General features: G+C 45.6%; 16 protein-coding genes and 1 pseudogene. 7 read left to right on the plus strand and 10 right to left on the minus strand.

Annotated features, from left to right (window positions below; all coding sequences use genetic code 11):
- Positions 1-467 precede the first annotated feature (467 nt).
- The 5 genes and pseudogenes from ABY436_RS12405 to hemH all read left to right on the plus strand — a co-directional run.
- A pseudogene (locus ABY436_RS12405) lies at positions 468-575 on the plus strand (bifunctional 5,10-methylene-tetrahydrofolate dehydrogenase/5,10-methylene-tetrahydrofolate cyclohydrolase); the annotation flags it as partial.
- 161 nt (positions 576-736) lie between these two features.
- Entirely contained in the window at positions 737-1,348 is a 612-nt protein-coding gene (locus tag ABY436_RS12410; RefSeq protein ID WP_372739282.1) for a glutathione peroxidase, read from the plus strand.
- Entirely contained in the window at positions 1,341-2,684 is a 1,344-nt protein-coding gene (locus ABY436_RS12415) for an ABC1 kinase family protein (protein ID WP_372739283.1), read from the plus strand. Before ABY436_RS12410 ends, ABY436_RS12415 begins: the two co-directional genes overlap by 8 nt.
- 5 nt (positions 2,685-2,689) lie before the next feature.
- The gene (locus ABY436_RS12420) at positions 2,690-3,436 is read left to right on the plus strand and encodes an SDR family NAD(P)-dependent oxidoreductase (RefSeq protein WP_372739284.1); all 747 of its coding nucleotides are present in this window, start codon (positions 2,690-2,692) and stop codon (positions 3,434-3,436) included.
- A gap of 95 nt (positions 3,437-3,531) precedes the next feature.
- Positions 3,532-4,551 carry a ferrochelatase gene (gene hemH / locus ABY436_RS12425; RefSeq protein ID WP_372739285.1) on the plus strand — a complete coding sequence of 340 codons (1,020 nt, stop codon included), beginning with the start codon at positions 3,532-3,534 and terminating at the stop codon, positions 4,549-4,551.
- A 168-nt stretch (positions 4,552-4,719) separates the two neighbouring features.
- On the opposite strand, the gene ABY436_RS12430 is transcribed toward hemH, so the two are convergent.
- From ABY436_RS12430 to ABY436_RS12475, 10 genes are all read right to left on the minus strand, one after another.
- A complete protein-coding gene (locus ABY436_RS12430) occupies positions 4,720-7,200 on the minus strand; it encodes an EAL domain-containing protein (protein WP_372739286.1) in 2,481 nt (826 codons plus the stop codon).
- Between the two features lie 15 nt (positions 7,201-7,215).
- Positions 7,216-8,289, minus strand: a complete 1,074-nt coding sequence (locus ABY436_RS12435; protein WP_372739287.1) for a spermidine/putrescine ABC transporter substrate-binding protein — start codon at positions 8,287-8,289, stop codon at positions 7,216-7,218.
- A 911-nt stretch (positions 8,290-9,200) separates the two neighbouring features.
- On the minus strand, positions 9,201-9,473 hold the full coding sequence (locus ABY436_RS12440; RefSeq protein WP_372739288.1) for a hypothetical protein: 273 nt from the start codon (positions 9,471-9,473) through the stop codon (positions 9,201-9,203).
- An 87-nt stretch (positions 9,474-9,560) separates the two neighbouring features.
- Entirely contained in the window at positions 9,561-10,046 is a 486-nt protein-coding gene (locus tag ABY436_RS12445) for a hypothetical protein (RefSeq protein ID WP_372739289.1), read from the minus strand.
- A 125-nt stretch (positions 10,047-10,171) separates the two neighbouring features.
- A complete protein-coding gene (locus ABY436_RS12450) occupies positions 10,172-10,882 on the minus strand; it encodes a response regulator (protein WP_372739290.1) in 711 nt (236 codons plus the stop codon).
- A gap of 26 nt (positions 10,883-10,908) precedes the next feature.
- Positions 10,909-12,414: an ATP-binding protein gene (locus ABY436_RS12455; RefSeq protein WP_372739291.1), complete on the minus strand. Its 1,506-nt coding sequence runs from the start codon at positions 12,412-12,414 to the stop codon at positions 10,909-10,911.
- A 213-nt stretch (positions 12,415-12,627) separates the two neighbouring features.
- Positions 12,628-14,316 (minus strand): diguanylate cyclase domain-containing protein, encoded by a 1,689-nt coding sequence (locus tag ABY436_RS12460; RefSeq protein ID WP_372739292.1) that lies wholly within the window; start codon positions 14,314-14,316, stop codon positions 12,628-12,630.
- A 346-nt stretch (positions 14,317-14,662) separates the two neighbouring features.
- Complete coding sequence (locus ABY436_RS12465; RefSeq protein ID WP_372739293.1) at positions 14,663-16,414, minus strand: FAD-binding protein; 1,752 nt, start codon at positions 16,412-16,414, stop codon at positions 14,663-14,665.
- A 2-nt stretch (positions 16,415-16,416) separates the two neighbouring features.
- Positions 16,417-16,632, minus strand: coding sequence for a ferredoxin family protein (locus tag ABY436_RS12470; RefSeq protein WP_372739294.1), 216 nt, complete (start codon positions 16,630-16,632; stop codon positions 16,417-16,419).
- Positions 16,633-16,645: 13 nt separating this feature from the next.
- Positions 16,646-18,049, minus strand: coding sequence for an FAD-binding oxidoreductase (locus ABY436_RS12475; protein ID WP_372739295.1), 1,404 nt, complete (start codon positions 18,047-18,049; stop codon positions 16,646-16,648).
- Between the two features lie 192 nt (positions 18,050-18,241).
- On the opposite strand from ABY436_RS12475, the gene ABY436_RS12480 reads away from it, so the two are divergent.
- Both ABY436_RS12480 and ABY436_RS12485 read left to right on the plus strand, forming a co-directional pair.
- Complete coding sequence (locus tag ABY436_RS12480) at positions 18,242-18,943, plus strand: response regulator transcription factor (protein WP_372739296.1); 702 nt, start codon at positions 18,242-18,244, stop codon at positions 18,941-18,943.
- A 14-nt stretch (positions 18,944-18,957) separates the two neighbouring features.
- Entirely contained in the window at positions 18,958-20,232 is a 1,275-nt protein-coding gene (locus ABY436_RS12485) for a sensor histidine kinase (RefSeq protein ID WP_372739297.1), read from the plus strand.
- The last annotated feature ends 351 nt before the right edge of the window (positions 20,233-20,583 follow it).

The following is a 20,583-nucleotide window of genomic DNA, read 5'->3' on the forward strand; positions in this document are numbered from 1 at the left end:
AAAGCCGCGTGGGTTAAGCGCAGTGAATCCTCATTGTTTGATGACTGGGAGGTGACACCGACACTGGTTGTTGAGTCTCTGGAGCGGATTGGCGATCAGATCCTGAAAGCCTGAACCCTCGCCAATCAGTAGTTCAGGCTGCTTGTTCCCATGCGGCACTGAAAGAGCTGCATGAAAAATTTAACCGATGATCGAGGAATACAAAATGAATTGTCGGCCAGTTGACGGCCGCCAAGCGAAGAAATTTCTCGAGAAGTTTTTATAAGTGTTATAGCAAGAATAATGATAGGTTTGATTGATGTCTGCAGTGATTTTGGATGGGAAGGCACTGGCTAATAGTTGTGAGCAACCATTGCAAGCCGCTGTGAAAAACCGGCAGGATGCCGGAGGTTACAACCTGTCTTAGTCACTATTTATAGTGGGTGATGACCCTTCTTCTGCAACCTATGTGCAGATGAAAACTAATGCATGCTGTGGTGTTGGGGCGCAGTCCTATTCTGGGTAAACCGATGGCCGCTATGCTGTTGAATGCCAATGCGACAGTAACCATCTGCCATTCGCGTACAGAGAACCTGGCCGGATAAGTTGTTTCTGTGGCTCTGCAGGGGCCACTCCCGTAAGTGGGTTATGATTTTTATCTTCAGAATTTACACTTTAGTAGATCCTTATCAGATCCGATCTGTCACAGATGACGTAGAAGGGGGATAAGTCCTGAAAACGCTCATTGGAGACTCACATGAAATGGATCATGCCATTGCCCATCTTAATGTTGCTTGCGATGTTAACGCTATCCCCTTATTCAACAGCCCAGAAGGAAATCAAGGTGGGTTCGCAGGCATGTTCTGCAGAGCTGATGCAGGCCTTAAACTACAACTTCAAGAAGCTGGGGCAAGAGCAGCAGGTTAATTTGTGTGATGCCTATGGCGGAAAACTGATCATGATTGTGAATACCGCCAGCAAGTGTGCGTTTACGCCTCAGTATGATGGCCTGGAATCGCTATATTCACGCTATAAGGATAAGGGGTTTGTTGTACTTGGGTTCCCTTCCAATGATTTTGCCGGACAAGAACCCGGAAGCGAAAAGCAGATAAAAGATTTTTGTCAGCTAACTTATGGTGTCAATTTTCCGATGTTTGAAAAGATTCATGCAGCCAGGGCAAACGCATCGCCATTTTATCAGCAACTGGCAGCAATGGCAGGTGAGTATCCGGGTTGGAACTTTCATAAATATTTGATTGCTCCGGATGGAAATATGCTGGCCAGTTTTAAGAGTCATATCATACCGAATGATCCGACAGTGGTTAACATGATTGAACAGCATCTGCCCGCTGGTGTAGCTGATGAGTAACTCACAAAACCGAAAAAGCGCGGCAGTACCTCAATCGAGAGTGTCTCGTCTGGCACGCATGGGATCATTAGCCGGACGGATTGCCGGTAATGTTGTGCTGGAAGGTGGCAGGCACTTGGTTCAGGGTAAAAAACCGGTTATCTCCGATCTGCTGCTAACGCCAAAAAACCTTCATCAGGTGGCTGATAAATTGTCCACCATGCGCGGAGCGGCGATGAAAATGGGGCAGTTGTTGTCGATGGATTCAGGGAGTTTGCTGCCCGATGAACTCGCTTCGATACTGGAACGGCTGCGCTCCGATGCCGTGACTATGCCGATGTCGCAACTGGTGATGGTACTGGAGCGTCATTGGGGCGAAGACTGGAATGAGCGCTTCAGTCGTTTCTCATTTGAACCGCTGGCCGCGGCCTCGATAGGGCAGGTTCACGAAGCCTCCTGCACACAAGGCCGTCATCTGGCCATCAAGGTGCAATATCCCGGCGTGCGTCAAAGTATCGACAGCGATATCGATAACGTTTACAGCTTGTTACGTATGACGGGGCTTATTCCTAAAACACTGGATTTGCAGCCGATACTGGATGAAGCTCGCCAGCAATTGAAACAGGAAGCCGATTACTTGGCCGAAGGCGCTCACCTTGATGCTTATCGGCAGCACCTGCAATCTTTTAAGCGCAATGCTGATCTGATTGTACCGACATTTCATGCCGACCTTTCTACCACTGAAATATTAACTATGGACTATGTTGCAGGGGATTCACTGGATGTTCTGCGCTCGATGTCTGCTGAGAAGCGCACAGATATAATGTCATTGATTTTCAGCCTTTTTTTTGCTGAATTATTCGATTTTAAATGCGTACAAACCGATCCTAATCTGGCGAATTACCTTTATCAGGCTGACCAGCATAAACTGGTATTATTAGATTTTGGTGCGGTCAGGGTTTTTGATCCGGATTTTGTACAGAAATACCGAAATGCGATGTGTGCTACCGTTAAACAAGACAGACAAGCGTTAGATACAGCATTGCATGAATTAGGCTTTTTTCAGAACGGTATGAAAGTGGCTAACCGGGAAGTGGTATCAGATATCTTTATGATGGCGGCAGAACCGCTGCGCTATAACGGTGACTATGCTTTTGGACAATCTGATCTGGCGAAACGGATTCAGGCTCGCGGCTTAAGCGTCAGTGGCGACCCTGATGCCTGGCATACACCGCCGCCCGATGTGCTCTTTTTACATCGTAAAATGGCAGGTTTATATCTGATGGCGGCGCGATTGAATGCGTCAGTCAACGTGCATGCCTTGTTTGCACACTATCTGAATAATCAACAAGAGTAGATAATATGGGGTTGCTTAATAATCAGGATGCGTCGCTTAAAGTCGCCGTTATTGGCGCTACCGGCGGCATTGGCCAGGCATTGATTCAGCAGTTAACCAATATGCCTGGTATCGGTTATATATACGCCTATTCAAGAACCTGTCCGGATGCGCTGTCTGCTATTGAAAATCTAAGTTATTCGCCATTGGATTATGCTAACGAACAGAGCATAGCCGATGCAGCTGCCGCGTTAGGTAAAACCCGCCTGGACGTAGTTATTGTGGCAACCGGCGTATTGCATGGCGAAAACTTCACGCCTGAAAAAAGTATCAGAAGCCTTGAGCCTGAGAGCTTTGAAGAGGTATTTCAGTTAAATACACTCGGGCCAATGTTAGTAGCGAAACACTTTTTGCCCTATATGAATAAAAATAACAAGACCGCCTTTACAGCACTTTCTGCGCGGGTTGGAAGCATCAGCGATAATCGCCTTGGTGGCTGGTACAGCTATCGCGCCAGTAAAGCCGCGTTGAATATGATGTTAAAGGGGCTGGCGATTGAATGCCGCGTGCGTTACCCCGATCTGATAGTTGCCGGTCTGCATCCGGGCACTGTGAATACTTCACTTTCTGAGCCATTTCAGAAAAATGTACCGTCAGACAAATTATTCTCAGCAGAACAGTCGGCCAGCTACCTGTTAAAGGTTATTGATAATCTCGATAAACAAGACAGTGGCAAGGTGTTTGCGTGGGACGGCAAAGAGATACCGGCTTAATCTTTATCCAGCTGATACTTTTTGTTTTAGTATTCACCTTAACTATTCACCTTAATTCTTCACTTTAACTTTTCACCTTTCATAAAGAGAACCACATGAGCTTTCAAGGTCAGACAGAATATGAGCACAAAGGCCCTAAGCCTAAAAAAGGTATATTACTGGTTAACCTCGGCACACCCGATGCTCCTGAACCAACCGCATTACGGCGCTACCTTAAAGAGTTCTTAAGTGACCATCGGGTGGTTGAGATACCCCGTTTACTATGGCTAATGATTTTACACCTATTTATTTTACCCTTCAGGTCTAAAAGCTCAGCTAAATTATATGCATCAGTATGGACAGATGAAGGTTCTCCCTTATTAGCTATCACTAAGCGACAGGGAGCAGCGCTACAGCAGCAGCTCGATACTGAGTATGCTGAAGGGCAGTTACCGGTGGTGATAGGAATGCGCTATGGAAACCCGTCGATTAAAAGTGCGCTCAAATCACTCGCTGAACAAAATGTACGTGATATAACAGTACTGCCGCTTTATCCACAATACTGCGCTGCTACGACAGGTTCTACTTTTGACGCCATTGCGCGAGAATTACAAAGCTACCGCTGGGTTCCCTCCATCCGTTTTATTAATGGTTATCACCAGACCCCTGAATATGTAAACGCTATCAGTCAGTCGATAACAAACTATATCAGGCAGTCCGGCATGCCCGAACGCTTGATATTTTCATATCATGGCACGCCGCAGCGCTATCTTGAACAAGGCGATCCTTACTATTGTTTTTGTATGCAGACGACTCGCTTAGTGGTTGAGGCATTAGGGTTAGATAATGAGCATGTTATCAGCAGTTTTCAGTCGAGATTCGGTAAGGCAAAATGGTTGCAGCCCTATACAGATGTCACGCTTAAATCGCTAGCGGAGCAAGGCGTGAAACGCGTCGCTATTATCTGTCCGGGTTTTTCCTCTGACTGCCTGGAAACAATTGAAGAGATAGAGGTTGAAAACAGAGCCTACTTTATTGATGCCGGCGGTGAGACCTACGATTACATCCCCTGCTTAAATGACAGCCAGATGCATATTGATATGATGCATCAGCTGATCAAACAAAATATGGCTTAAATCTGATATTGTCACAAATAGTTTGTCACAAATAGTTTGATGCAATGATGTGATCTTAGTCTCAGGGTGGCCTTATGGCATGGGTCCGTCCTGAGCGGTAAGACGCTTGAATTATAGGAATAGTAATAGGAATAGGAATTTATATTTCTAATCGGGTGGTTCGCCCCCTTAAGCGGAGAATTTTTCTAAATAGGCTTCTATCTCATGAGCCGGCAAAGGTTTACTAAAGAAAAATCCTTGGATGTAGTCACAATTTTCCTGCACCAGAAAATCCAGCTGCTCCTGGGTCTCAACCCCTTCTGCAACGACGCTATGCCCTAGCGCATGCGACATGTGAATAATTGCGGTTACAATGGCCGAGTGATTGCCCTGGTTAATTTTATTCACAAAACTACGATCAATCTTCACGGTAGTAATCGGAAAATTTGATAAATAACTTAAGGATGAAAACCCGGTTCCAAAATCATCCACCGCAATGCTCATGCCCAAGGCACGAATTTTTTCTAAACTCTCTAAGATACCTTTAGACGAGTCGATTACACTCGATTCAGTCATTTCTACTTCAAAATATTCAGCTTTCAATCCATGCCGTGTTAATGCCGATACAATCATTTCACTGATGTCTTCCCGCACAATATGGGTACCCGAAAAGTTGACCGCAACCGGTACCTTAATCAGGTTGTTTTTCTGCCATAAGGCATTTTGCCGGCAAGCCTCATCCACAATCCATTCGGTTAAAGGCACAATCAGATTTCGTTGTTCTGCCACATAGATCATTTTTTCGGGTTTGACGGTATCCCCGTTTTCCAATGTCCAACGAATCAGCGCTTCAAACCCACCAACGCGATTCGGATTAAGTGCAATTTTAGGTTGAAAGCGCAATTGTAAGCCCGTTTTGGCTTGAATCGACTTGCGCAACTCTGCTTCTAGCCGATTGATTTCCTCTTGCTCTTCCCCCAACTCTTTAGAGTAAAACTGGAAAGTATTTTTGCCCAGGGCTTTGGCATGGTACATGGCGATATCCGCATTTTTAATCAAGCCCTCCATGGTATGGCCATCATGCGGATAAACCGAAACACCTAAACTGGTTGAGCCATAATGTTCATAATCATTCAGCATAATGGGCTGGGAGAGCGCTTGAATAATCCGCTGGGCAACGACAGTAATATCATTACTTTTTTTGACATCATGTAGCACCACAATAAATTCATCGCCACCCAATCGGGCAATAAAATCGTTAGCCTCCTCGCTAAGAGATGAGGTGATAAAGTCCTCCACTCTTATCGAAGCACTGATCCGCTGGGCAAAGCTTTTTAGTAAGATGTCTCCCATGTTATGTCCGAGGCTATCATTCACGACTTTAAAATCATCCAGGTCGATAAATAGTAAGGCGAACTGGCTATTATTTCGTTTAGAGCGTGCCAATAATCGACCCAGGTAGTCATGGAACATCAGGCGATTAGGTAAGCCGGTTAAACTGTCAGTATAGGCCTGTGTTTTCAGATTCTTTGTTGCAAATAAAAGTTTTTTATTCATGCTTTCAAACGAACGTGCTAACAGGCCCAGTTCATCTGCTGTTTTGACAGGAATAATAACTTCCTGATTGTTCTCGCCGATCCGCTGCGTGGCGTGATTGAGCATAGCGAGCGGCGACAATACAAAGCGTTTAAGACCAAGTATCAGAAAAAAAGACAGTATCAGAATAGACAACACAACCAATACTAATAAACCTTTTTGAAGCTGCGAGCCTTCCTGTAAATACAGTGACTGCGGGTAAGCAGCGATGAGCAGAAACTCATTATCCATTGGCAACGCTTTAATATCATAGACGACCCGCATAAGTTCTACATGCAGTTCATCGTATTGTTTGGCATCGTTAGTCATAAAGGATAAGTTTTTAAGCGTGTGCTTTAATCGTTCAACAGGCCAGGACCCGATGGCTGAATCTTGATTGTCTGTCAATTGTGAAATCAGCAGCGGATCATGCTGCTGATCAACTATCATAAATTGTATCTGTGAATCCGCAGCCATTCTATTAAGATGCTGCTGCAGCTCATCTAAAGAAGTCGTCAATAGCAGATAACCTCTTAATTGCGGTTTTTTATCATAACCGTCCTTGGAAAAGTCATTTAAGATAATGTTGCGCGCAAAATATACAACAGGCTGTTGGTTGTCTGGATTGATGCTAAACAAAAAAGTGCTGTTAACCCCTAGTCGATTTAACTGCTGAATCGCCGGGTGATTCAATTCTTCTTCGGTTATATTCCGGCTATTATTTGAATAACGGACATCTTCATAACCATCCGGCAAAATAAAGCGAATCTCCGAATATTCCGGATAAGCATTATGAAACGCGTGAAAAGTATTGAGGATAATAGGGTGCAATAGGTTATAGCGTTCGTTTTCCGCTGCAAGTGCATACTGAGTGATCAGGTCATGCTGTGCAAACAGTTCCAGATTTGACTGGCCAACAGATAAAAGATTTTCTATCAGGCGCTGCGTTTGACTGGCATAGTTGAGAATATGGGTTTCAATATTCTCATGTGCAATGCTCGCTATTCGCTGGCTCGAAATCAAACCAAACAGCATGATAGGCACTATCACCATAGGCAGTATTAACGCCAACAATTTGCTTCGTAGCTGATTCATTACCAATCAGGCTCGTTAATTCAAAACCCGATTGTAAATCTGGCTACGCGTTCTTAACGCTCTGCCCTGGAGCTGGTGATACGCTTCCAAATTCTTTAATTGTTCTGCATGCGGGTGGATTATTGAATCTTCGAGAAACTCCTCTGAAAGAAACTCTGCGGCCGCAAGGTTTGGCGTTGCAATATAAAGGTATTCTGCGTTTTGTGCCGCGATTTTCGCTTCATTGATAAAATTAAGGAATTGATGCGCCAGCGCCTTGTTGGCTGATTTTGCAAAGACCACCCAATGATCGACCCAAACAGTACTGCCCTCTTTAGGCACGACATATTTAATATTGGGGTTTAGCTCATTTAAGACCAGTGCATCGCTGCTATACGTAATGGTCGCCAGTGCTTTTCCCGTGGCTAATACACTTTCAGCACCTAGCTCAATATGACCATATCTGAAGACATGCGGTTTTTGAGTCAAGAGTAACGCTTCTGCCTCGGCTAACTCTTTTTTACTCATACTGTTTACAGAATAGCCCTTTGCATTTAAAGCAGTACCAAGTAACTCTCTTGCGCCCTTAATCATCACGATTTTTTGATGCAACTCCGCTTCAGGCTCAAACAGATCCATCCAGGTTTCAATTGGTTTTTTCACCAGATCTGCCCGATAGGCAATCCCCAGGGTGCCCCACGCATAAGGAAGACTATAGCCATTCGCCCCTTCATGAGAATTTTTTTTAGCGGCATCGATATTCTGCAGGTTAGGCACATTCTGTTGGTTGATTGAATCAATCCAGCCTTTCTTTTTATAAGTTTCCAACATAACACCACTGACAATCCCGACATCATAGCCACTGCCACCTGTCTGAATCAAAAACTTATCCCTCTCATCGTCGTTCTCATAATAAACGTCATGAACTTTGACATTATATTTTGCCTCGAATGCTGAAACGACCTCAGGATCGATGTACTCAGACCAATTGAGTACGGTCAAAAGAGGTGTATTGTTTTCTGCATAAGCAACCGACATACCTGTTGTAAAAACCATCAGACACACGGTCGCGAGATTAATGAGTGACTGTTTGATTTTTTCTTTAAACATAAAAGACTATTCTCTTTAAAGGGTGACAGGGCATAACCTGGGTAGATGATGCGCAAATTAATAAACGCCTGGATCTGGTCATTGTGGCAATCTGATGCCACATAAATGAAGAGGCATGAAGTGGCACGAAGAGCTCTTTACCCACATCAACAGGAGGCAGACCCGGATTTGAAATGTGCCTACTGAGTTCACTTCAATAAAACGAACCATTTATTTTCTTTTTAAAACTAAAAAAAGTGTAGCCGACAATACGCATAAATAAAGGATTTCCCGTTTAAATATAGGTGACAAAAATCATAATATTATTACGCGTATTGAGGAATTAGCTGTCATTCTTTGAGCGTGGATAGTCTGTCATGGCGTACTGCATGGCGAACACTTCATACCTGAAAAAAGTATCAGAAGCCTGCAGTCGGGTACCGTCAATACTTCACTTTCTCAGCCAATTCAGAAAAATGTACCGGCGGGCAAACTATTTACAGCAGAGCAATCAGCCAGCTAGCTGCTAAAGGTTATCGATAGTCTCGATAAAGAGGGCAGTGGTAAGGTGTTTGCGTGGGATCGGAAAGAGATGCCTGTTTAGTGCTGTGTTGCTGAAACTAAAAGATGTAATAGCCGTAGTTGATAACGAACGTGCTTTGAAGGCCGATGGATGAAAAGTCGGAAGTGTTCTCTCTGACTTTTACCGCTGAAGCGTGGTAAGTCTTATCAGTGAGCCAATTTATCCTGAAACCGGTAATGCTGTAATACGGTTGCAATATAGCGCCGATTAGATTGTCTGAGTCGTCAGGTACCTGTCATTTAGTACAGTGTCTCAAGCAATAGCGTTTGAGCATATCAGTACTCAGGTTCACTTGAATGCTATGTTCAAACTCATTTATCGGCGCAAACGCGCTGAATGGATCTTGTGGCTACTGACGAGGGCCGTGATCAGGCATTGATGTTGGCATAGCCACTAACTTACCGTCACGCTCCTGACAAATGGCTTCAAGTGTTTCTCCCTTGCGTCCGGTAAAGCCCACTTCATCGCCTGCCTGCTTGTCTTTGCACGCTTCAATAGCTTCGGGAGGCGGCCCTTGGTGTTGGCCACGCTGTCCCGAATTCTCTGCGCCGAAACTGATCGTTGGTGCTAGCCCTAACAAAGCCGTAGCCAGTGTCAGTACGAGCATTTTTTGTTTATTCATCACATTTGCCCTTATCGGTATTTCGATCTTTTAAATGTTGCTGGAAAGCCATTTGGCCGCTTTCAATATTAAACTGTCGTCTCTGAATTATGCAGTCACATTGATCAGCCCGCCTTCAGGTGCGGTTTCCTTGAGGATGTCGGTGATCGAGGTAAGTGTCGATGCCTGCTCTTCCTCTGTCAGGTCTCCGCTGTAGTAGTCATTCAGCAGGTCGTTCAGTGACTGCAGCATCTCATCACTGATATTCAATCCTTGGGGTGGCGGTGGAGGAGGTGTGCCTCCTTGTTGCATCCCGCCCTGCTGAGGACCGCCAACGCCGGCAAGATCACCGATTGTTCTGGCATCAAATCCCGCATCAGATATGGCTTGGGTCATCTCACGGCCGGGTTGAATGCCCGCATCAGCAAACGTTTCGGTAATGGAAAGCGCGTCAGCTTCTGTCAGTTGGTCGACATTAAATTCAGCCAGTGTATCCTCAATCAGCTGGCGCTGATCGGTAGTCAGTGAAGAAGAATTACTGCTGGATTGAGTCTGAAAGACCGCCATTGAGGCACCGGATATTCCACTAATCATCTTTGTATCTCCTGACATTGATTTGAGATCAGAATAACTAATAAGATCGCTGAGAATGTGAAGGAAATGTGGAACCGTATATGTGCGAGGAGGATAAAGATACTGAAGGTGCTACGCAGAAGGCATTAGTTGCTGCTGGCATCCGTTTCGAAGATATAACCGGCACCATAAATTGACCGAATCAGTTCACGATCAGGTACATGATGATGAATTTTCTTACGCAGGTTTTTGATATGACTATCGACAGTGCGTTCCGAAACCAGGCGGTAATCATCATAGATAACGTTCAACAGGTCGTCGCGCGAAAATACGATGTTTGAGTAGGTGATGAAATGCTCCAGGAGCCTGAATTCAACGGGGGTCAGGTCTAGCGGTTGGTCATAAACAGAGATGCTCATCTTCGCCGGATTGACGTCGAACAGGTTATTGAGTTTCTGTTGGCGGGTTCCTTGCGATGAATTCGAGTCCATACGCCGTAGGATTGCCTTAACCCGTGCGACCATTTCTTTCAGACTGTAGGGTTTGCAGACATAATCATCGGCCCCGATCTCCAGTCCCTTCAGCCGGTCAGCCTCTTCGACGCGAGCGGTCGCCATAATAATCGGCACATCAGAATAGCGGCGGATCTCACGACACAGGACGTCCCCATGCTTGCCCGGCAACATCAGGTCCAGGATCAGCAAGTCGGCCTGATGAGTATTCAGCCAGGGAATCACCTGATCACCGTCATGAAGGCAATAGGCCTGATACCCGGCCATTTCCATATATTCCAGAAGAAGCTGGGCCAGTTTATGTTCATCTTCGACAATAAGAATTGTTTTAGTGGTGGCTGACATAGTTACGTACCATACTCCTCATCGCATTAACCTTTCAGGCTTGTGCTCAACGGTAATTGGACAATGATATTCAAACCGCCTAGTGGCCCATTTTTGGCAACGATTTGTCCTTCGTGAGCTTCGACAATTGTCTTGCAGATCGAAAGCCCCAGACCCGAACCGCCCACAGAACGGCTGCGTGATTTATCAACGCGGTAGAGGCGGTCAAAAATCTTGCTTAGATCAGATTCAGGAACCCCTGGTGTCGAATCCGAAACGCAGAGAGTGAGTTTATTCCCGGTCGTGGATATTTGAATGCGAACCTCTCCGCCGCTATCGGTGTAGCGCAGGCTGTTTTCTAACAGATTACTGATCAACTGGATCAGTCGACGCTCATCACCGATGACCGAGAGGTTATGAGAGGGTTCGGCATCTAAAGAGAGTTTTAAACCGTGTTCCTGCATACGGGGCTCAAACAGCAACAGCAGATCATGAGATATAGCATAGATATCCACGTCGGTAAGCAAGAGTTCCATGGCGCCCTGATCGGCCAGCGAAAGCTGGTGCAGATCGTCTACCAGCTTGCTCAACGAACGAATATCGTTATAGAGCGAGGATATCCGCTGGTGGGTGGGCTTGCGAATACCGTCGAGTAACACTTCGACTTCTCCACTGAGAACGGCGATTGGCGTGCGTAGCTCGTGCGAAATGTCGGCAACCCACTGGCGACGAAGTTGTTCATTACGTTGTAAGGTCTTGGCCATCTGATTGAAATTCAACGCCAGTCCGGCCAGCTCATCATGCCCTTTTACCTGCACGCGGGCCTCGTAGTTTCCCGCTGATAATTGTTTCGCACCCTGAATAACGTTATGAATAGGGCGTAAAAACCAGCGCGCCCAACCCGCTGCAACTAATACTGACAGTAGCAGTACTGAAACGGCGACCCAAACAAAGCTGTAGCGCTGTTGGTTGATAAAGCTACGGGCGAGCTGGTCAGTGACCATATCGATGGGTTGCAAGCCTAACCAGCCCACGGTAGTTTCCTCAACCTGAACCGGTATCCACTGTGTATTATCAGGCAGAGTTTTTGGTCCGAGCAGCGGTTTGCGATTAACATCAATAACGCTGATTCGGTGGGCTAAAGGTGCCGATGCCGCGGGCCAGTCAGTTGACGAGCGTTCGACTGGCTTGAGTGCAGGCTGATCATGTAGGGGCTGGCCGCTCTCACGGAACTGCTCGCCCGGAGGCTCTCGTTGAGGCGTTCGTTGAGGAGAGGAACCGTGCGGAGGAGGTGGCATTTCGATGCCTGCTGATGCCAGAATTTGTGGCCAGCGACCGCGGCTGTTGAGTAAAAAATTCCAATTTTCCTGTTTGGCGTATTGTTCGCTTAATAAGTCGGCTAACCCGGTGACCTGTTCAGTCTCACCTTGCTGGATATAGGCGACAAAACCACGCTGAAAAGACCAGTTTACCACAACCAACATCAGCACCACAGTTACGGCAAGCGTAGCCAATAGCGTTAGCAGTAGCTTAATAAATATTCTGGATCGCACCGGCCTTCCTTTTTTATGTGGTATCGGGGCGCCATGTCTCCCAGATTCCCCGTCTCGTACGCTGGTTCATAAATTACTGGTTAGTGTATCGCACAAATGTGGAGAAATTATGGTGATTTTTGACTATCGGAACAGACCCGTAGGCAGCTTGTTATGAGAGCTGAGAGTTACTGCACCCCGGCTAATTAATTAACCACTTCTCTTCGTTGATGTTCACGTTTGTGTAAAATCATTCTCAGGCGAAAAAAAACTAATATTATTCTTGCCCGAGCGTTTGGCAGCATACATTGCCGTGTCGGCATTCTTGATTAACTCAACGCAGGTATGTCCGTCAGCGGGGAAGATCGCAATGCCAACGGATGCTCCTATCTGGAGTACGTTACCGAGAATCTCAATAGGTTCATTAATCGAGCTGATAATACGGTTAGCGACATAATCAATTTCGTCTTTTCCTTTCGGGTTGTCGAAGATAAACATGAATTCGTCGCCGCCGACGCGGGCGACAGTATCTGATTTTCGTATCAGGGCCAGGAGTCTTTTCGCTATCTCCTTTAAAAGGTCGTCCCCGACGTTATGGCCAAACTGGTCGTTGACCAGCTTAAATCCGTCAAGATCGAGAAACATCAGCGCCAGACTGCACTGTTCACGATTGTAATGCAGAAGCTTTTGGTTTATCCGATCGGTTACCAAGGTGCGATTTGGCAAATCGGTCAAGGCATCGTGAAAAGCCAGGTGCTTTATGTATTCATCTTTACGCCAAAGAGCTGTAATGTCGCTGAACACCGATACATAGCGAATAGGTTCGCCGTCCTCGTCGCGAACCATGCTGATGGTCATGCGTTCCAGATAAAGATCGCCGTCTTTACGACGGTTCCATATTTCGCCATTCCAGCGTCCCTTAGTTTTAATGTCCTTCCACATGGATGCATAAAATACCTGGTCGTGCCGGTTAGATTGCAGCATGCGAGGGTTCTGTCCGACGGCTTCTTCCGCCGCATAGCCGGTTATTTCAGTGAAGGCTGGGTTAACCGACAAAATAACCCCATCGGCATCGGTGATGAGGACACCATCAAGCGTGCTCTCAAAGACACATGCGGCCAGTTTAAGTTTCGCCTCCGTTTCCTTGAAGACAGTCACCTCGCTGGCCAGAATTGAAAATCCTTTGACTGTACTGTCGTTATCAGTACCAGCGGCCTCAAAATCGGGAATATAATGTCCGATAATATGCCCTACGTCTCCGTTGGCTTTGTTCAGAATCCGTTCAAAGCGCTGCGGTTCGCCGGCCAGAGCGCGGCGGATATGCGGCTCATTCAGAGCAAACAGGTGCTCGCCAGCCAAGTCCTGGAATGTAATGCCGATAATGTCCTCGGGCGGCTTCCCGAACCACTCGCGGTAGGCATGGTTAGCATAGCGACAGCGTAAATCACTACCCCAATAGCCGATCATACTTGGCATACTATCAATAATGGATTTGATGAATTGCTCACGTTTGATACTGGCCCTGGAGACAGACTCAGCCTGATCGAGTGCCTGTTGAGTACGCCGCACGGTTTCGACAAGGTACGAAATGAAACCACAGGTGATGGCGAAAATGGCCATCTCCAGAAGATCAAAGCGATTCTCAATAAAAGGCTGAGTCGCAAATAACTGCCACAGGAACGTGACAGTGAGACAAGCCAGCACGGTTGCCAGCAATCCTGAGTAAAGTCCGGCACAAAGGGCCGCGGTAATCACCGCAGGATAGAATGTCAGCCAGGCTAATTCCGACTCAAACGCTTGTAGCGGCCATACCCTCAGGCCAGCGGCGAAGCTTACAATTACGAGTGCAGTGAGCGAATGTCTGAGATGTGGTGAGGCAGTTGCATTATTTGCTTCCGGGCCTTTTTCCGTTGTGGCATTCATGTTTTATGGTTGGGCATAGGCTTTCAAACCCGACGTTATACAAACAATTCCAGCGTCTTTGTCGTTAGTAATATTCCACGGCACAGAGTCATCCTTGTTCTACTAAATAAAGACATCAGCAACAGCCTTTAAAGCTATGCGCAATTATTAAAGAGTAGCCTGCATCTGTGTTTCTGCAATGTCTGAGAAATAAAATCAGGAAAATATGCTGCCTGGGTTTCAGCAGATGAGGCGTGTTCGCCGGGTATCATTGCTGCACATCGAAAACAAGAAACGGAGGGTTTGAAGCGGCTTGTTCAAACCCTTCTTTACTCAAACGAACTAAAATTAATAACGGTAAACACTATCAGCTAAACGCCGGCCATTTATCAAATGACTGTTTTTCAAGTTGCATCTTGCCCGTTTCATCCTGGTGAATGTTAATCCACGCTTGCCAGTTTTTGTAGTCAATATCGGGGCAATCTAAGCGGTAATGGCTACAGCGGCTTTCTGTTCGCATGATGGATGCTTTCAGTTTCATCTCAGCGGTGATTATCATATTTTCAGTTTCATGAGCTAAACGTAAGCTATGCAGGTCGCTCGCCAATAACATAGGGACATGATGCTCACGTAGCTCTTCCACATAAGCCAGCGCCGCCTGCATCATCCGCTCTTTTTTAATATAAAGTACAAAATTAGGAATCATCACACTTTGTAGTACTTGTGTGACCCAGGCAGGGCTGTAGCCTCGCTGACGTTTGAGTGGTGCCAGTATCTCTTCAGTTACCGTATCAGAGTATTGCTGAGTTACTTCTATACTCAGCTTTAGGTTAAGGCTGTCTTTTGCGGCGGCTTCTCCGGCAATCGCGCCTTGTACTGCTGAGCCTGCAAGTGATGAACCAATCTGGGTATAAATTCCACCCGACATATATGAGCCTAATGCATCTCCTGCTGCGTACAAGCCGGGTAAGGTCGATAGGCCCTGTTCATTAATCGGCACCAAACCTTCAGCTTTGTGAATCGCCATTCCGGCACTCGAGCCGCCAACTTGCTCTCCTCCCATGCCCGGAGGCCCAGAGCGTCCTTTACCTGAAATAAGTGTTCGTAACAGCCCCTCTTGCGGGGGTGGCGGAGGTGAAGTCATTCTGAATGCCTCAGGGGTAAACGGCCCACCTTGTAATGGTTGAGGTTCTGATTCAGTTTGCCTCATGGGTGGGCCCATAGTCACAGGAGCACCATATATATAACCTTGGTAGTTTAAATCCATACCAAGATGATGATTGATAGTTATAGAGGTAGTTGAGGGTTTTTCTTCAACCTGACCATGCCAGTTGTCATAACTGGAACCCGAGTTGGTAGCTGAACCAGGATGCCCGTCATTCCACTCTTTGCCTGTCACTTTTGCACCTGCTTTATAAGCCATGATTGTGCCATCGTGCGTTAAATCACAAACAGGAAAACCACTGGGCTTAAAGCCGCCAGAACCTGTACACAAGATCACCGACTTAGCGTGATAGTGAATGATTTTATTGTCGTCCAAACTAAAGCCTGAAGCACCGATGATGCGACCATCTTGCTTAAGCAGATGTGTAATCATGATGCGCTCTTCAACGCCAATGTTGCGCTCATTTATCGGTCGCATAAAGCTTTCGTTATACAATGGAGAGTCAAAAAATCCCCATGTTTTTAATTCTTCTACGCGGGCATATGAATGCTCTGCTAACTGGCGTGTAAAAACAGGATTATTGGTTTGAATCGCCGATTCTGAGACTTTTTCAACAAACTGATCAATACTCATAGAAGCGTTATTTTTGTCATAGCTAAAGATGCCTTTGGCAAACGGCGTCAGACCGGAGCTGCCGATTCTCCCTTTCGACACCATTAATACTTTTGCCCCGGCATCATGAGCTTTCACCGCCGCAAATAATCCAGCCATACCACCACCAATCACCAGCACATCAAGCACTCGTTTTTCTTCAGTGAAACCTGAAGCGTCTATCTTAGGCTTGTTTTCTATTGCCGGGGCATCAAATGCAAAGTTTGCTAACGCAGCTGCGCCCGCAATTCCGCCTGCAACTCCCATAAAATAACGACGAGATAAATTTGGTTTTGATTTCATTATTATCTCCAGGACACCATGACAGGAATATGTTTTTCAGGGGTGATTGTTATTGCGCCTACAGGGCAATACAGGCGGCACAAATGGCAGATTTGGCAATCTTCCGGATAACGTATTTCTGCTTTATTGGTCGTTTTGTTCATATGGATCACATCTGTTGGGCAACTTTTTACACAGGCTTCACAACCAATGCAGCCCGAGATTTGTTTAATAGGCATCTTATGCTCCTCATTAATAGGCAAGTTGTTCAAAATGGATCTGGCTTGACGCCAGGCCGAGCTGTTTTAAGTTATTGGTTGTTGCGTCTATCATTGCTGTTGGGCCACAGAGATAAACAGCCCAATTCTGCTGCTGTCCTGCAGTGAAACTCGCGTCGATTTCTGACTGGGTGATCAGCCCCTGGCGTACATAAGGGCGTAGCTTATCTTTCACGTTTTCAAGCTGTTGACATACCAATTGCAGTTTGAAGTTGGCCATACACTTTTCAAGTGCCATGAGTTCGTCCAGGCATACCATTCTTTCCAGGCTTCGGTTGCCATAAATTAATCGAATAGGTCGGGTATCATTTTGTCTGGCTAGTCCTCTTAAAAGACTCATCATCGGCGCAATGCCTGCACCACCGGCGATGAGAGTAATACCTTGCGATGTTCGACTCTGATCTAAGCTCATGCTTCCGTATGGGCCATCAACAAACACCGTCTGCCCAATTTCAAGTTGATTTAACGATGAGGTGTAATCCCCTAACTCCCGAATGATGAAAGACAATTGCGCCGCATTATTCTGCACAGAAGCAATCGAGAACGGATGTTGCTCAAGGTTATAAGCCGAGCCGCTGGTATTGATCCAGGCAAACTGACCTGCTTCAAAAGCAAATCTTTGCTTTGACTTTGATTCGATGGTGAGCTGCCAGTCGCATGGACTCACTTTTTCAATGGACGTAATCGCAAATGGCTGACGTTGCATAATACGCGGCTTAATCAGGTAGTTATAAATAACGATCATCATTGAGAATGTGTACAGCGACCACCAGATGAGATTAAATTCCTGGTTATATTGTCCGTGGCTACCCACAGTGGTGATATGCAATGTGGCCAGCGTAGCCACCACGACTAAGCCGATGACATGCCATAGTCGCCAGGTTTCATAACGCATGTTGAGTTTGTCTTTATATACTGACATCAACACCCATACGCCCATGACCACCCAGGCAATCAATCCGGTAAGAAGCTGTGACGACGTAATCATGCTAATGATGCTTGTACTTAACGCATCAAATGACAACAGCATCTTAGGCGCTACGATTAATAACGGATGTAAAAAGAAGAACACGCCGAGGTATTTTCCTATTTTTTTATGTTTAGCAATACTCCAGTCTATATTGGCAAACAAAGGCACATGTTTGAGACGACCCGCCAAAGGAAATTGTACAAAAAACGCCATCATAGCTATAAGGTTCAATGCACTCAGTACGCTGTTGTACACACCTTCAAACAGCATCCCTAAACTTTCAGCGACGACAAATGGTAATAACAGCAGAACCAGGTAGGCCAACGTTAATAAATGCTTATTGGTAAAGCGAAACGTACTTAGCCGAAATTTTATTGCGTTTAAACTGAATGTATTTGGCATACTCATGCGTCACTCCAGGGGATTCGTAACAATATGGAGGACAAATTATCATCAGGGAGGTTAAAGTCTGGTTAACGTTGCAAACTTGTTAATTGCTTCCTAAGTCATACCCTGGCTATGCCTTAACCATGCTTTAACCTGGTTATTGTTATTTTATTTATATCAGATGCAATATTAGAAAAAAAGTGAGAGGCAATCATGGGTTTAGATAAGTTGCAGTTACTGTTAGTTGAAGATGATATTGACTTGGCGACCGCGGTTATTGATTACTTTGAGCTTGAGAATATTCAATGTGACCGCGCGGCCAACGGCCTGTCGGGTTTAAACCTGATTAAATCAAATCATTATGATGTGGCAATTTTAGATTTGAACTTGCCAAAAATGAATGGATTAGAAGTATGTGAATCACTCAGAGCTCAGGGGATAGATGTGCCTATTCTCATGCTAACGGCAAAGGATACCCTCGATGATAAACTGTTAGGCTTTTCGAAAGGCGCTGATGACTATTTAGTTAAACCCTTTGCCATGCAGGAGCTTATTGCCCGGGTTCAAGTGTTATCCCGCAGACGAAGTGGACAAGTGACGAAACTAACCGTCTGTGGTTTGGAATTAGATTCTCAGCAGCAACTCATTTCTTGGGGCTCTACCCCCTTAAAGCTGTCACCAACGAGTTTCAAGATCTTAGAAATCTTAATGAGGGCCAGCCCGAATCCCGTTTCCAGAGAAAAGCTAATACAAAGTGTTTGGGGGGACGAACAACCTGACAGTAATAGTTTAAAAGTACACATGTTTAATTTAAGAAAAGTCTTAGATGGCCATGTAGATAATGGTTCAGAAAGTAAATTGATCCACACCCTTGTCGGACGTGGCTTTGTATTAAAAAATGAGCGTCAGGGATGAAGATCAGGCCGAGTTTGAAACTGTACTTTTTTGCCATGATGATTATGACGGGAGTGGTAACAATTTCGGTTATGTCAGTGGTGAGTATTAACTACTTTTTTGCGGGCATTGATTTCTCCATGAGTGGTGCCATGCGATCACATGCTTATAAACAGCCGGTATCGAACGGTAATCCGGTAACAATCAATGACTTTGTGGTTGCCAGCCAGTGGGATGATCTCCCTGCGTCCATAAAAGCCAACCTAAAAGAGCATGAGCTCATCGAAGGTGACTTACTAAAGCATATTGACGGCAATCCGCTATTTGCTAAACCAAATGCCGGTTATTTTGTGATGAAGATCAATCGTGATGGGCAAGTACGTTACGTATCATCAATGTTTACCAGTGAAAAAAATACAAGATTAACAGCAGGCCCTCCGCCTGAGTTTCTCTACATTATTTTAATAGCATTAGTCGCGATTGCGCTGTTTTCTTTGGTTCCCTATTTTATCTTGCGTAATGTGGCTAGCCCCGTTGAGAAATTAATAGCGTGGGCAACACAGTTAAATAAAGAGCAGCTTTCACAACCCATTCCTGATTTTTATTATAGTGAGCTCAATGGCTTGGCAACGATGGTGCAATCAAGTCTGCACTCAGTGCAAGAGAGCTTAGAGCGAGAGCAGCGTTTCTTAGGCTACGCAAGCCATGAACTACGAACCCCTATTGCCGTAACGCGCACCAATACCGAATTGCTACGTAAAATGATGTTGAAAAACATTAGTCAGGAGAAGCAACTTCAAGTGCTCGACCGTATCGAACGGGCCAGTTTTACCATGACAGACCTGACCGAAACACTGCTATGGCTAAACCGCCAGTCAAACAAATTCATGCCCGTTAAACCGGTTGCGATCGGCTTATTGTCTAAACAACTACTAGAAGAACTATCGTACTTGCTCAATGGGAAAATGGTTGAAGTGACGATTGAAACAGATGAAACCACACACCTTTTGCCTGAGGCGCTGTGCCGGATTATTCTGACAAACTTAATCAGAAATGCGTTACAACACACCAGTGAAGGCACAGTTACTATTAAACAGTCTGGCGGTTGTCTTATGATTACCAACCAGAATATGACAAGTTCACAAACAAGCGATGAACTCGGGTTTGGCTTAGGGTTGGAGTTAACAGCGCGCCTTGTCCAACACTATGGTTGGCAATATCAAAATGTTATAACCAGCAATGGCCATTATGTAGAAATAAACTTTTGTAGTGACGCGAACTCAACTTGCGAGGAGGCACTGCCTGCGTGACCTGAAGAATTAAAAAAGGCACTTATAGCGATCTAAGATCAGGGATTTCCTTCGTCTCACATTCAATCCTGCTTGTGCATACGCATGTAGCCAACAGAGGTGTTCCCGGAAATTGGGGCAATTATGAAGCTAGATTAAGGAGGCTATATGATAATGTTTAATAAATGATTACTAATAGGAAAACTGTAAATTGCAGCAAGAGGGGGATGCAGGACTATTTTTGACGCGCCCGACCAGAGGAGCGAGTGATTAAACCCCAGATACAACAAAGCCCCACATTTGACTGCGAGGCTTGTAGTACTTGGTGCCCGGAGGCGGAATCGAACCACCGACACGAGGATTTTCAATCCT

It is taken from the genome of Neptunomonas sp. (genome assembly GCF_041601355.1).
Classification (GTDB): Bacteria; Pseudomonadota; Gammaproteobacteria; order Pseudomonadales; family Balneatricaceae; genus Neptunomonas.

Bases quoted from the DNA above. Each gene is read 5' to 3' on its own strand.
- ABY436_RS12415 (WP_372739283.1), top strand. From the start codon at position 1,341: ATGAGTAACTCACAAAACCGAAAAAGCGCGGCAGTACCTCAATCGAGA.
- ABY436_RS12435 (WP_372739287.1), bottom strand. From the start codon at position 8,289: ATGTTTAAAGAAAAAATCAAACAGTCACTCATTAATCTCGCGACCGTG.
- ABY436_RS12460 (WP_372739292.1), bottom strand. From the start codon at position 14,316: ATGAATGCCACAACGGAAAAAGGCCCGGAAGCAAATAATGCAACTGCC.
- ABY436_RS12430 (WP_372739286.1), bottom strand. From the start codon at position 7,200: ATGAATCAGCTACGAAGCAAATTGTTGGCGTTAATACTGCCTATGGTG.
- ABY436_RS12410 (WP_372739282.1), top strand. From the start codon at position 737: ATGAAATGGATCATGCCATTGCCCATCTTAATGTTGCTTGCGATGTTA.
- ABY436_RS12420 (WP_372739284.1), top strand. From the start codon at position 2,690: ATGGGGTTGCTTAATAATCAGGATGCGTCGCTTAAAGTCGCCGTTATT.
- ABY436_RS12480 (WP_372739296.1), top strand. From the start codon at position 18,242: ATGGGTTTAGATAAGTTGCAGTTACTGTTAGTTGAAGATGATATTGAC.
- ABY436_RS12445 (WP_372739289.1), bottom strand. From the start codon at position 10,046: ATGATTAGTGGAATATCCGGTGCCTCAATGGCGGTCTTTCAGACTCAA.
- ABY436_RS12475 (WP_372739295.1), bottom strand. From the start codon at position 18,049: ATGAGTATGCCAAATACATTCAGTTTAAACGCAATAAAATTTCGGCTA.
- ABY436_RS12440 (WP_372739288.1), bottom strand. From the start codon at position 9,473: ATGAATAAACAAAAAATGCTCGTACTGACACTGGCTACGGCTTTGTTA.
- ABY436_RS12470 (WP_372739294.1), bottom strand. From the start codon at position 16,632: ATGCCTATTAAACAAATCTCGGGCTGCATTGGTTGTGAAGCCTGTGTA.
- ABY436_RS12450 (WP_372739290.1), bottom strand. From the start codon at position 10,882: ATGTCAGCCACCACTAAAACAATTCTTATTGTCGAAGATGAACATAAA.
- ABY436_RS12465 (WP_372739293.1), bottom strand. From the start codon at position 16,414: ATGAAATCAAAACCAAATTTATCTCGTCGTTATTTTATGGGAGTTGCA.
- hemH (WP_372739285.1), top strand. From the start codon at position 3,532: ATGAGCTTTCAAGGTCAGACAGAATATGAGCACAAAGGCCCTAAGCCT.